Below are 12326 nucleotides of genomic sequence, written 5' to 3'. Positions count from 1 at the left end.
GCTTCGCGAGCGCGGCGTCGAGGACGGGCACGAGGGTGTCCGCAGCGCGGCCGTTGAGGTGATCGCCTCGGGCTGGCCTGATGACCCGGAGACTTTTGCCTGGCTTCGCGAGCGCGGCGTCGAGGACGGGCACGAGGGTGTCCGCAGCGCGGCCGTTGAGGTGATCGCCTCGGGCTGGCCTGATGACCCGGAGACTTTCGCCTGGCTTCGCGACCGCGCCGTCCGGGACGAACACTGGATCATCCGCCGTGCAGCTGTTAGGGCCGTCGACCGGGGCGGGCGTGATGACCCGGAGACTTTTGCCTGGCTTCGCGAGCGTGCTACCGAGGACACAGACGAGGATGTCCGTAGCGCGGCCGTTGAGGTGATCGCTGAGGGTTGGCCTGATGACCCGGAGACTTTTGCCTGGCTTCGCGAGCGCGGCGTCGAGGACGGGCACGAAGATGTCCGGCGCGCGGCCGTTGAGGTGATCGCCTCGGGCTGGCGTGATGACCCGGAGACTTTTGCCTGGCTTCGCGAGCGCGGCGTCGAGGACAGACACGAAGATGTCCGCAGCGCGGCCGTTAAGGCGATCACAGAAGGCAGTCTTGATCAGCCCAAGGCCTAAATCGGCGTTCGCTGCCAACGCTCTGACGGGAAACTGTCACCCGCTTTTTTCAGACCGTAGGTTAGCGAGATTGACAACCCTTCTTTGGGATTGCCATGAGCAACCTCCTGCCCTGTTCCGTCACTGTTCCGTGGGATGGCCGAGAACAGCGCGAAACGATGAGAGCCAGCCGCAACAGTAACGCCTGGTCAGGCTCTCCCGCTCGACAGGTTTTCGCAGGTGGCCGCGGAGAGCATCGGAGATCACCCAAAGCTACGAGGGGTCGCTCTGGGGTTCGCCGGTCATTGGCCCGGATGCTTGAGTGGAGACATGAGTGGGCCTATCACAGACAGCGAGCTGCGAGAGGTTGACTGCCGTGCGCAAGCAGCAACGCCTGCCCCCTGGCATGTGCGGTTCCTTGGCGACGACGTGGGGGTATCGAAGGGCGAAAAGTCGCAGCAACTCCGCTTGCTCCGAGGTCGCCGGAAGTAGCGGGTTATCTGCGCCCGGGTAAATCTCAGCTGCTGTCCACTGCGCGGCTCGGACACTAGGGGCAGTCCCGATCCTTACTCCGCGTGCACGGAGCTCCGCTAGCAACTGACTAGCGTCAAACAAGTACACCGACTCGATACACCAAGGACGAGTGCCGCCGCGTGACGAAGCCGCCGGTGCGCTTCCCCTCATAGCGTGGAGACCGAACGGGGAGAGGTTTGGTCGTGGCAGCCATTACGCGGCGGCGCTTTGATCCGGAGTTCCGGACTGGGGCAGTGCGTATCGTGAAGAAGACCGGCAAGCCCGTGGCTCAGGTGGCGCGGGATCTGGGGATCAGCCCGTACACGCTGCACAATTGGGTGCAGATGGATCGGCTCGCCAAGCAGTACAACGGCGACGGCGACGGGAGTGGAACGCTGGAGGAGTCCGAGCGGGAGGAACTGGCCCGGCTGCGGCGGGAGAAGGCCGAGCTGGTCAAGCAGCACGCCGATGAGAAAGCGGTGTGGGAGAAGGAACGCGCCGAGCTGGAAGACGAGCGTGACGTGCTCAAGCGCTCCGTGGTCTTGTGGGTCAAAGAGGCGATGGGCCGATAAGCGTGGCGGCCTTCATCAGCTCCCAGAGGACCGAGCACGGCATCGACCATGTCATCTCGTGCCGGGCGTTAGGTGTGTCGCAGTCCTGGTTCTACAAGTGGAAGAACCGCATCGGCCAGGACATGCCGACCGCTCGGGAACGCCGGCGTGCCGACCTGGACGCGGAGATCACCCGCGTGTTCGAGGCGTCGGGTGGCACCTACGGCTCGCCCCGGATCACTCGTGACCTGCACGAGGCGGGCTGGCGGGTGTCGGAGAACACCGTCGCCGCACGAATGGCCGAGCTCGGCTTGGTCGCCCGAAGACGACCCAAGCCGCGGTCGCTGACCAGGCAAGGCAAGCGGCCGGCCGCCCCGGATCTGGTCCACCGGAAGTTCACCGCACCCGCACCGGACGTGCTGTGGTGCGGCGATGTGACGCAGATCGACACCGACGAGGGCAAGCTCTACCTGGCCACGGTCGAAGACCTGTTCTCCCGACGGCTGCTCGGCTACGCCATGTCCGAGCATCACGATGCCGCGTTGACCTGCGCCTCACTGCAGATGGCCGTCGCCACTCGCGGCGGCGACGTGGACGGGGTGATCTTCCATTCGGATCGCGGCTCGGAGTACACCGCGGCCCGCTACCAGGACCTATGCCGGCGTCTGGGCGGGGTCCAGTCGATGGGGCGGGTCGGCTGCGCGCTCGACAACGCAGCGGCCGAGGCGCTCAACAGCACCATCAAGGTCGAGTACGTACACCGCCGCCGAGGCGGCAGCGCTGGATCGCTACCCCTACGAGCCAAGTGACGAGGCGTACCGCGGACTTGTCTTCCACGATGAGGCATGGCATTGGGCGATGCTGGAACTCTACGGCGACAGCTACTGGATCGACCGTCCGGAGCTCGCTCACCCATCGCCAGAGTACCGAGCCCTCGATTGACTATGAGCCAAGATTCGACCCGACCTCGTATTCAAGATCCGGCATATGCACGGGATGCCTTCGATGTTGACCGATGTCTGTGAAGCACCTGCCCAGCTTGGCATGCATCCTCTGGTAGCTGCTCCGATCCGTTGTAAACCGTCGCCAGTAGCGCCTGCGTGCCCGATGGCTTCTACGTGCCGGCGAACGCCCTGCTTCAATTCTTGCCCTGGTCATCTCAGCGATGACCAGGGCTTTTCGCTTGTAGATCATGTTTCGGCGTCTGGTGGCTGTCGGGCGATGCCGGCTGATCGTCCCCAATGCGGCCCCACACTCCGGGGCCCAGGGCCTCGCTGACTCGCCGGTTGGCGATCTCGTCTTGGCCTCCATGAGGCGTATCTCGTAGGTCCTGTGGAGAACCTCCAGGGCGTTGTCGGCGGAACGCCCGCGTTGAGTCACGTGGAGAGGCAGGCGGTGCGGCGTGGTTCTCGGCACTCCGGGGCCGTTTCACGGGCCTTCGCCAGATCCGCAGGAATGTGCTCTTGGCCAACTCGGCCACGGGGCGGCCTCCTGATTGGGTCCCCTGCCCCTCTGAAGGGGACGCCGCTCAGGTGGGAAAGATGTACGCGTTGCCCGCCGACGTCGGTTCCTTCTTGGTGCAGGTTAGAAGGGGCCGCTCTCCGGATAGCCGGCCTTTATGACGGCCTTGCGGGTCTTCGCGTTGAGTTTCTTCTCGCTGATGACCTTGCCGGCCGCCGGTTCGGCGATCTTCACCTTGGTGCCCCAGCCCGAATACTTGGTATCGGTGTGGAAGGCCATCTGGTCATAGGCCGTGGTGTCGTCGTCCGGGTAGGTGGTCGTGTCGACGACCGTGCGGGTGAGCAGGTTGTGTTCGTCGAAGTACAGGTGGAACTCGACCTTGCCTTCCCCGGCGGACTTGTCGTGCCGGAATTCAGCGAGTGTGGCGGTGCCCTGATATTGGCCGGTCGCTACTTCTGATGCGTTGTCCAGCATGAACTGCAGTTCTGCCGGCGTGACGCCCACGTTGAGAAGAGCGTTGTCGTGTCCACTGGCCTTCGACTGGATCCAGGAAAGACCGGAGGGCAGCGCCTTGGCGATGCCGGCGTTGGTCACGTAGGCGTTTCTGCCCTCAGCGATGACCCGGTAGGGAGGGTTGGGCTTTTTCTGGCGTGAGGACATGCGGACACGGAGGTCGGCGGCCGCTACGTTGCCTTTGCCGAAAGCCAGGGTGCCGACCGTGTTGGTGTTCACCTGAACCTGCATAGCCTGGTCGTCGGCGGTGAAATCGAGAGTGATGCCGCTTGATTCGGTGATCTTTACGCCTTTGCCCGGGACCAGTTGGGCTTTCAGGGCTTTCACCGGGTTCACCGGAGCGGCCTGCACGGATGCGACGGATGCCGCCTGAGCGGGTACGGCGACCGCGCACACGGCCGCGGCCGTTGCCACGAGGCCTGCGAAGAAGAGTTTCATCAGGGTCCTTGCTTGGGGGATATAGCAGGGAAAAGAGTAAGAGAGTGGTGTTGGCGAGATAAGGGATGTCTTATAACAATCCTGTGCAGATCGGATCCCAAGTGGTAATAGCCTTTGCTGAAGGCGGGCGGGATATTCCTTGCGTCCGGTCTCATATTTTCCGGTTTGGGCTGGCAGAGGTGGCCATCCCAGGAAGGCAAGCCCTGTCCGGCACGCCTCACGATGGCGGAACGAGACCTGTAGGCACACATCAGCGCCTGGTCAGCGGCTTGATCACACGTCGCTGGAGCTTCCCTGCGGACAAGCTGGCACTCGTGGCAGCGCTGGATGCCCGTGGACAGTTTCGAAGTCCCTTGAAACAGAAGGTCAGGGGTTCGGTTTCCCTCGTCGGCTCGCAGCTCAAGGCGCGGCGCGGAACTCGGGACAGCTTGCCGCTCAGGTCCCGGCCGGTCAGCGGAAGTCGGTGAGGCGGAACACCGCCATCATGTCCGCCGCCCGGGAGCCGGTGGAGAAGGAGGCTTCCGCGCCGACCTGCCATGGAAGCCGTCGATGATCTGCGTGAGCGGCTTGACGTGAGAGTTGCCGGAGTAGCAGAACTCACCGTGCTCCATCGCCAGGCAGGTGCACCAGTGCCACCAGCTCACTAGGGCTGCCTGGTCGGGCAGATGTCGCGGTAGGGCACGTCCTTGAGGAAGGAGGCCCAGTCGGCCGGGGAGAGCGTGTGCCCGGCACGGCGGCACACGTCCTCGACGATCCGCTCGGCACCGATCGGGATCGTGTAGACGGAACCCCAGTCGGCGGCGTAGAGGGTGGAGTCGTCCGGGCTGAAGGCGAGCGAGGTGATCTGGGAGCCGTGCAGGTTGAACGCGCCGCCGAGCCGTCGCATGGCGTTGACGTCCCAGACCTGGAGGATGCCGTCCGTGGTCACGCTGGCGAGCAGATCGCCCTTCTGGGAGAAGGCCAGTTCCGCGATCTCACCCGTCGTCCCGCGTAGGACCGGCGTGATCTGGGCCGGCCCCTGGACCGTCCACATCGCGATGCGACCCGCCGGACCGGCGCTGAACGCCAGCCGCCCCTGGTCGCTGACGGCCACTGCCGAGGTGCCGCGTACGACATCGAAAGCCGCGTCGACCGGCCTGCCGGCGGTGAGGTCGATGAACCTTCCGAAAGTCGAGGCGAGGCGTCCGTCCGGCGTGTACGGCCCGCCGTCGATCTGCGAGCTGAACGTGCGCAGGACGCGCCCACCGGCGGTGTCCAGCACGAGCAGCCGGAAGCTGCCCTCCTGGGAGGATGGCTGGAGCGTGAGCGCGATCGTCTTGCCGTCCTGGCTGAAGTCGACACGCTCGGGATTGTTCGTGTTCGTGTGCGGCGTGGAGATCTGCCAGAGCTTCTTGCGTGTCGCGAGGTCGATCAGCCGCACGCTCGTGATGTCGGCGATGAGCATGCGTGTGCCGGTCCGGTCGAATCCCCATGCCCCGAATTCGCCGAGCGGGAACGTCGTCACCTCCTTGCGGCTGCGCAGGTCCCAGAGCCCGAGGCGGTTCTGATCGGGATCCTCCATCGCCACCCACCGTCCTCCGGGACTGAGTTTCGCCACTCCCTTCCGGACATGGGTGGCGCCGGCTCTCGGCGACAGGTCGAGGCTGATGACCATGTTGTCGTAGAGGTAGCGCAGGGTCCTGCCGTCGGGGTCGAACCGAAGGTCGGTCAGCTCGTCCTCGGCCCGGTAGGTGAGGATCTGCTTGCGATCGGCGACCTTCCACACGCGCAGCTCGCGTTCGGCGAAGGCGGCCAGGTAGTCGCCGTCCTGGCTGAAGCGCAGCTTGGCCCCGGACTTCGTGCAGATGTCGCAGGCCCAGTCTTCATCGCCCAGTTTGTGTTCACGACCGGTCGCCGCGTCGACGAGCGCGATCGTGGCGTTCGCGCAGGCGATGGTCTTGCCGTCCGGGGTGAAAGCCGCCACGTCCGAGTGAGTTCGGCAGGGCGGCAGGCGCCGTTCCGGGGTCCAGCCCGGCAGCGCCAGCTCGTCGAAGCGCCCACCCGTCATCAGCAGGTGCTTGCCTGTCGGATCGACGAGCGGAGGCTGCGACGGGATCATGCTGCCGTCCGTGTAGGGAGACTTGCCGAACTGCTTGCCGGTCGTCACGTCCAACAGGTAGACGATTTCGCCCTGATACATCACGGTGAGGATCGACTCGTGCTCACCCCAGATCGCGCTGAACCCGCCGCGTTCCGACAGGGAGCGCCGTACCAGTTGCCTGCCCGAGGTGAGGTCCCAGACGCCGAGCTCTGAACCGATGGTCAGGGCGAGCAGGCGGCCGCTCTTGTTGAGCGCCGGCTCCTGGGGAGTCCCGTCCTTCAGCCTCAGCCCGGCCCAGCCACCGGTGCGCTTGCCGGTACGGACGTCGTAGACGTTCACGCCGGCTTCGCTGACGCTGACAAGTGTGCGGCCGTCATGACTGAGGGCGCGGTGGGCAAGGCCTTTGACCGGGGGATCGCGGAAGACCGCCGTCTCCTGCTGCTGAAGGGAGGCGATGAGACTGGAACGGGTCTCCAACTGCGGTGAGACCCGCCAGGCGGCCACGCTCAGCAGCATCGCCTTGACCGGGTCGGTCGTGCGCATCCGGTCGGCCTCCGTCGCCACCTGCTTGGCGGTGAGGATGTCACGCTGTTCGGTGGCCTGCTGCCGCTGATAGACGGCCAGCCCTCCGGCGACCATGGCCACGACCAGCAGCCCGGCCAGCGCGATCGTGGTCAGCGTCCTGCGACGGGTCCGCTTCCTGGTCAGTTCGGTGCCTGCCCGCAGGAAGTCCCGCTCGGCGGGGGTGAGCGTGACGTGACGGCGGCCGGTCGCCGCCCAGCTGAGCACCTGCTCCAGACGGCTGCCCTGGAGCAGGTCGCCGTCCCGCCTGCCGTTGTCGGACCAGTGCCGTGCCGCCGCGGAGATCTGGCCCAGTACGGCCAGGCCGTCGCGGTCGGCGTCGACCCACATGCGTAACCGCGGCCAGGCCCTCAGCAGCGCGGGCCTGGACAGCGAGACCGAGGTGTCCTTCGTGGTCACCACGTACGAGAACGCCCGCAGGATCCGCTCGACCGCCGCCGCCTCGCGCTCTGGGCGTCCGCCGTACAGCTCCTCGCGCGAGGCCCACCGCCCGCTCTCGTACCCGTCCTCGTCCACGGTCACCATCCGCAGGAACACCTCGGCGGCCAGCTCGCGCTCCTCTGGCGTGAGCGCCGTGTAGGCGTCCTCCGCGATCGTCCCCAGCGCGGGATCCCCCTGGTCGAGCCCGTGTACGCCCTGCGCCGAGCGGCTGCCCGCGGCCAGCAGGCCCTTGGTGTCGGCGGCGTTGCCGCTGACCAGCGCGAGCAGCAGGTCGCGTGCCGCGGGTCTGGCGGCGGGATCCTTAGCCATCGCCGCCGCCACCAGCGGGGCCAGCCGCGGCGGCAACCCCCGCAGATCCGGTGCGGAGGACAGCACTTGGTGCATCATGCCGCCCAGGGTGTCCGCCTTGAACGGGTCCTGCCCCGTGGCGGCGAACACGATGACGGCACCCCACGTGAACACGTCGGCGGGCGCCCCGGCGCGCTGCCCGATGAACACCTCGGGCGCCATGTAGCTGGGCGTGCCCGAGACCTCGCCCGTCTTCGTCAGCGACATGTCCATGGTGCGGGCGATGCCGAAGTCGATCACGCGCGGGCCGTCCGGGCCGAGCAGCACGTTGTCCGGTTTCAGGTCGCGGTGGATGACGCCCGCGTCGTGGATCGCGGTCAGCGCGGTGGCGATCGCCGTCGCCAGCCGGTGGAGATCGTCCTCGGTGAACTTGCGCCCCTCCATCACGGCCTTGCGCAGGCTCGGTCCCGCGACGTACTCCGAGACGATGTACGGCTTGCTCGCCTCCAGGTCGGCGGCGAGCACCCGGGCCGTGCAGAACGAGGCCACCCTGCCGGCCGCGGCCGCCTCCTTGGCGAAGCGGTCGCGGCTGCCGTTGTTGTCCGACGCGTGCAGCACCTTGATGGCGACCCTGCGTCCCTCGGGGTCGTAGGCCTCGTACACGACTCCCTGGCCGCCCGAGCCAAGGCGTCCAGCCAGCCAGTAATCCCCGATGTGCTGCGGATCCCCCGCGCTCAGTGCGTCCACGGCGCGTTAGATGAAGATTCTTTGCCCAAAGTTGTTACGTCCGACCGCCTTGTCCTGTTTGTCGGCGTAACCCACAGCGGCTCGGCATCGCGGAGCTCGCCCCCGAGCTCTACGCCTTCGCCGCAGGTGGTTGGGGTGATCGACTGCCGTGATCGGAAGGGGTGATCGTGGACACGGGGCGAGGGCCGGGAGTAGGACCACAGCGCGTGGACATCCGAGCTGTACGGCAACGTCCTCACGCACGATCGCATGTCGCCAAGATCAAGACGGTTCGCGCGAACGCCATGCCATGGGAGGAGGCGACGGCGTCCCGCCACGGTGCGAAACCGCCCGCCCACCCTCCGCCCCAGCCCTTGCTTAACCTATCGAAATTCGATAGATTCTCATCGCAATTCGATGGAAGGATGGGATATGGGAAAGCTGGCAGTGCGTGCACTGCGCGCTGTGCTCGTGGTGGTTCTCGCCGGCACCGTGCTCGTACAGGCATCGATGGTGTGGGTGTTGGTCAGCGGGAGCGACCCGGAGGACGGGTCGCTCCCGCTGACCGCGCTGCGCATCATCACGATCCTGGGCATGGTGTCGGGCCAGGTCGCCCTGGTCAGCGTGTGGCGGCTGGTGACTATGGTGCGACGCGGAACCGTGTTCTCCCACGCCGCCTTCCGGTACGTGGACGCCGTGATCGGCGCGATCGTGGCGGCCGCCCTCCTGTGGTTCGCGGTCACGGCCCTCAATGCGCCGGGCCAGCGGGAAGACCCGGGTGTCACCGTCATCATGGGCGGGATCGGCGTGGCCATCCTGGGGGTCGCGCTCATCGTGTTCGTGCTGCGGATGCTGCTCGCCCAGGCCGTCGCGCGCGACGTCGAAGCGACGCAGATGCAGGCCGAGTTGGACGAGGTGATCTGATGCCGATCACCGTCGACATCGACGTGATGCTGGCCAGGCGGAAGATGTCCGTGGGCGAGCTCGCGGACCGCGTAGGGATCACGCCCGCCAACCTGGCGGTACTCAAGAACGGCCGCGCCAAGGCGGTGCGCTTCACGACGCTCGCCGCGCTCTGCGAGGTGCTCCAGTGCCAGCCGGGCGACCTGCTGCGCTGGGAGGCCGAGGACGCCGCGGGCGTATGACACCACCGGCCTGACACGGTACGTCGACCGCATGGAGGTGAATCGCCGATCGCCCGCAGTACCGTCCCGACCTCGTGGGTGAATTCCGGTTGACCTGCACCGCACCGGCTCCGGGTAGCGCTCCAAGTCAATGCCCACGGGCTCACAGCGGGCAGCACGATGTCTTCGCCGGGAACCACAGGCCGAGATCCGTCAGCGGCATCTCGTGGATGACGGTCGTCGCGTCGCAGCGTGGGGCGGACGCGGCGCAGAGAAGTGCGGGATAGGGGTGAAGCCCTGCGCGGGATCGGCGACCAGGGTGGCGAGCCGGCCGTGGTGGTCGATGGTCGAAGCCGGGACCTCATAACGGGCGTAGCGGTCGGGAAGCGTCGCGTGCAACGCCCGCATGACCTTCCCGTTCCGCCTGGCCGGGGAGTTTACGGAGCACGGCACGCATGCAGCGGGATCACTTGGATGGCCAGGTGCGGCAAGTGGCTTCGGCCGAGAAACCGGCGCTCCGAGCGCGCCTGGCTCGGAGCAAGGGTCAACCGCGCAGCAGCTCCGCGAGCGGTTCACGCACGTCCGCGGGATACAGGTTCAGCTGCTCGAACTTGGCGACCGTTGCCCATCTGAGCTCAAAGCTGTTGTCCGGCCCGTGCTCCACGGCCTCCTCGCCGGAGAGCGACGGTACGCCGTTGACGTCGCGCATGAGGTAGTAGAAGGCGGGCCGGCCATTGTGTGAGCTGGTGAAGAGCAACCGGTCGATCTTTCCGGTGAGAGTCGTCTCTTCGTGGAGTTCACGAACTGCCGCACTCTCTGGCGACTCGCCATCCTCCACATGGCCCCCGGGGAGAACCGCGTAGTGGTGCCCGGGACACTGCGACCCCCGCCGGCCTCCGGCATCGCACATGACGCAGGTCACGCCGGGCCTGCGTCGGAGGAACCGTTTGATGACCAGGACTTGGGTACCGTCGACGACCACGGCAATCGCTCGGGGGATCGGCATGAAGCGGATCATACGATTCGGCCGAGCGGGGTTCCACTGGTCCCGGGTGGCAGCAGCTCGGGCCGCCACACAGACCCATGGATCGGCCTGTATCCCGTCGAGTACCTTGATGGATCCCGCAGCGCATTCGGCTTCATGATCGAGGGCACGGGGATTCTCACCAGCTACGGTCTTGCCTGGAGTCCGAATGGTGAGCCGGACATCGACGGACCCGGCTACTACCGCCATTTCGATGGACCCTGGTACATCTGGGAGATCAGCGACTGGTGAGCGATTCTTTCCGCGCGTCCGGGCAGTACGGGCGGGCTTGCGGCCTCTCTGGACCGGTCTCGTCCGGCCGTCCTCCCGCACCATCGAACGGGGCAGGGCTATGCGCTCTGTAGCCCTGCCCGTCAGAATGGGGCTGTGACGAACATCGTCAAGGCGCACCGGATGCCGGGCACTCTCAAAGCGGCTCAGTTCATCATTACGCTGGAAGTGGCTTTTGGTCTGGTGGGCCTGGCGATCACACTGGCCGGCTTTTTCGCCACCTTTCATTGGGGCATCATGATTGCCCTGATCTACGTCGCAGGAAGCACCGCCCTTCTCGGGTGGCTGTTGAGCCGATGGTCGAGTCGCCGAACGTACTTACGATGGGCAATCATCGCCGTGCACCTGTTGTTGATCGGCGCCGACATCCTCGACCTGGCTCTCTTCTCCACGGTGACGTGGATGGCGGTGTTCGGCTATCGCATACTCGATTGGGCTGTCATAGTCCTGCTCTTTCTGCCTTCGGCTGGGCGCTGGTTCAGCGAGTCCCGCGCCTGATGTATCGGCAGGCCCAACGCCGACGAGCTGGGATCTGCGCCTGGCGATTCGCCTTGACGGCATGGCGATCGGCATGCAGAACATTGGGGCGACCGACTTCACGACGGTCCGGTTCGTGGATCGCTCGGGAGCATCAGGGCAAGGGATACGGGACTGAGGCAAGGGCCGCCGTGCTGGAGCTTGCGTTCGTCCACTTGCATGCTGTGGAGGCGTACACCTCCTTCGTCGAGGGCAACTCCGCCTCGGAGAGAATCTCCAGGGCTCCGCGCAGGAGGCCGGGATCTCCGTCGAGGGGATCACTTCTGCCTGTCTGGGGCTATCCACGGGCGTGAGTGTGGTGGCGGTGTAGAGGTACTGGGTGGGTCGCGTGCAGATGGTCCCGTGGGCGAGGTATGGCCCCTAGCGTCGCTGGATATGCGGACAGTGGATGTACTGGTCGTGGGGGCGGGACTGGCCGGGCTGCGGACGGCTCGGCTGCTCGCGTTGCGAGAGCTGGATGTGATGGTGGTCGACCGCCGCAGGTCGTTGTCGGCGGGCATCCGTACGACCGGGATCTTCGTGCGTCGTACCCTTGATGACTTCGACCTGCCGGACCAGCTGCTCGGGCCTGGTGTAAGGGACGTAGTGCTGTATCCGCCGTCGCGGCGGGCGCCGATCCGGCTGACCAGTGAGCGGGACGAGTACCGCGTGGCTGACATGGCGGCCGTCTACGAGCATGCGCGCCGTGCGGCGGAGTCGGCCGGGGCGCGGGTCGTTCTGGGCGCGCGGTATGTCGGCGCGTCGATGGGATTTGTGCAGTTCGCGGGTGCGGAGCCGGTGCGGGCTCGGTTCATTGTCGGTGCGGACGGCGCCCGCTCGCGGGTGGCGCGGGATCTCGGCCTCGATGCCAATCGGCGCTTTCTCGTCGGTGCCGAGATCATCCATCCGGTCGCGTCGGGGACGACCACCCCGGCGTTCCATTGCGTGCTGGACCCTCGGGTCGCTCCGGGATACCTGGGGTGGGTCATCGACGACGGTCGGCACGCGCATGTCGGCGTCGCGGGATATCCGGGTGCGATGCGGACCGGCGTCCGTCACCTGCTGGACGCTTTCGCCGCGGACGCGCCCGGCCGGGCGGCGGCCGCCGGTCGGGGGGCGCGCCCCGGGGGGCCGGGGCCCGTCGGGGGGGTGGGGCGGCGGGTGGGGTGGCCCCCCGCGCGGCGCGGCCGCG

General features: G+C 66.6%; 12 protein-coding genes. 9 read left to right on the top strand and 3 right to left on the bottom strand.

From position 1 onward, the window contains the following. The 3 genes from ACWDX9_RS38860 to ACWDX9_RS38850 form a co-directional block, all read left to right on the top strand. A partial coding sequence (locus ACWDX9_RS38860; RefSeq protein WP_449963373.1) for a HEAT repeat domain-containing protein occupies nucleotides 1–607 on the top strand: 607 nt, incomplete at its 5' end. Nucleotides 608–1302: 695 nt separating this feature from the next. Continuing rightward, entirely contained in the window at nucleotides 1303–1671 is a 369-nt protein-coding gene (locus ACWDX9_RS38855; RefSeq protein ID WP_449963371.1) for a transposase, read from the top strand. A 2-nt stretch (nucleotides 1672–1673) separates the two neighbouring features. Beyond that, nucleotides 1674–2459 carry an IS3 family transposase gene (locus tag ACWDX9_RS38850; protein WP_449963369.1) on the top strand — a complete coding sequence of 262 codons (786 nt, stop codon included), beginning with the start codon at nucleotides 1674–1676 and terminating at the stop codon, nucleotides 2457–2459. Between the two features lie 775 nt (nucleotides 2460–3234). Here the strand turns inward: ACWDX9_RS38850 and ACWDX9_RS38845 are convergent. Together ACWDX9_RS38845 and ACWDX9_RS38840 are read right to left on the bottom strand one after the other, a co-directional pair. Continuing rightward, nucleotides 3235–4062 carry a hypothetical protein gene (locus ACWDX9_RS38845; protein WP_449963367.1) on the bottom strand — a complete coding sequence of 276 codons (828 nt, stop codon included), beginning with the start codon at nucleotides 4060–4062 and terminating at the stop codon, nucleotides 3235–3237. 643 nt (nucleotides 4063–4705) lie between these two features. After that, a complete protein-coding gene (locus ACWDX9_RS38840) occupies nucleotides 4706–8200 on the bottom strand; it encodes a protein kinase domain-containing protein (RefSeq protein ID WP_449963365.1) in 3495 nt (1164 codons plus the stop codon). Between the two features lie 411 nt (nucleotides 8201–8611). Between ACWDX9_RS38840 and ACWDX9_RS38835 the strand changes: the two genes are divergently transcribed. Next, nucleotides 8612–9103, top strand: a complete 492-nt coding sequence (locus tag ACWDX9_RS38835; protein ID WP_449963363.1) for a DUF2975 domain-containing protein — start codon at nucleotides 8612–8614, stop codon at nucleotides 9101–9103. Then, nucleotides 9103–9324 (top strand): helix-turn-helix domain-containing protein, encoded by a 222-nt coding sequence (locus ACWDX9_RS38830; protein WP_350733295.1) that lies wholly within the window; start codon nucleotides 9103–9105, stop codon nucleotides 9322–9324. The genes ACWDX9_RS38835 and ACWDX9_RS38830 overlap by 1 nt, the downstream gene beginning before the upstream one ends. Nucleotides 9325–9847: 523 nt before the next feature. Here the strand turns inward: ACWDX9_RS38830 and ACWDX9_RS38825 are convergent. Next, complete coding sequence (locus ACWDX9_RS38825) at nucleotides 9848–10309, bottom strand: NUDIX hydrolase (protein WP_449963359.1); 462 nt, start codon at nucleotides 10307–10309, stop codon at nucleotides 9848–9850. 135 nt (nucleotides 10310–10444) lie between these two features. On the opposite strand from ACWDX9_RS38825, the gene ACWDX9_RS38820 reads away from it, so the two are divergent. The 4 genes from ACWDX9_RS38820 to ACWDX9_RS38805 form a co-directional block, all read left to right on the top strand. Then, entirely contained in the window at nucleotides 10445–10579 is a 135-nt protein-coding gene (locus ACWDX9_RS38820; RefSeq protein ID WP_449963357.1) for a hypothetical protein, read from the top strand. Between the two features lie 135 nt (nucleotides 10580–10714). After that, nucleotides 10715–11116 (top strand): hypothetical protein, encoded by a 402-nt coding sequence (locus ACWDX9_RS38815; protein WP_449963354.1) that lies wholly within the window; start codon nucleotides 10715–10717, stop codon nucleotides 11114–11116. After that, a complete protein-coding gene (locus tag ACWDX9_RS38810) occupies nucleotides 11116–11448 on the top strand; it encodes a GNAT family N-acetyltransferase (protein WP_449963351.1) in 333 nt (110 codons plus the stop codon). The genes ACWDX9_RS38815 and ACWDX9_RS38810 overlap by 1 nt, the downstream gene beginning before the upstream one ends. Nucleotides 11449–11530: 82 nt before the next feature. Beyond that, the coding region (locus tag ACWDX9_RS38805; protein ID WP_449963348.1) for an NAD(P)/FAD-dependent oxidoreductase at nucleotides 11531–12326 on the top strand (796 nt) is incomplete at its 3' end.

The sequence above is a fragment of the Nonomuraea sp. NPDC003201 genome (genome assembly GCF_053590415.1).
The sequence above is the reverse complement of the archived record's forward strand: the minus strand, read 5'-3'. Positions and strand labels throughout refer to the sequence as shown.

Coding starts and splice junctions, on each gene's coding strand:
- ACWDX9_RS38845 (WP_449963367.1), bottom strand. CDS start 4,062: ATGAAACTCTTCTTCGCAGGCCTCGTGGCAACGGCCGCGGCCGTGTGC.
- ACWDX9_RS38835 (WP_449963363.1), top strand. CDS start 8,612: ATGGGAAAGCTGGCAGTGCGTGCACTGCGCGCTGTGCTCGTGGTGGTT.
- ACWDX9_RS38830 (WP_350733295.1), top strand. CDS start 9,103: ATGCCGATCACCGTCGACATCGACGTGATGCTGGCCAGGCGGAAGATG.
- ACWDX9_RS38825 (WP_449963359.1), bottom strand. CDS start 10,309: ATGCCGATCCCCCGAGCGATTGCCGTGGTCGTCGACGGTACCCAAGTC.
- ACWDX9_RS38820 (WP_449963357.1), top strand. CDS start 10,445: ATGATCGAGGGCACGGGGATTCTCACCAGCTACGGTCTTGCCTGGAGT.
- ACWDX9_RS38810 (WP_449963351.1), top strand. CDS start 11,116: ATGTATCGGCAGGCCCAACGCCGACGAGCTGGGATCTGCGCCTGGCGA.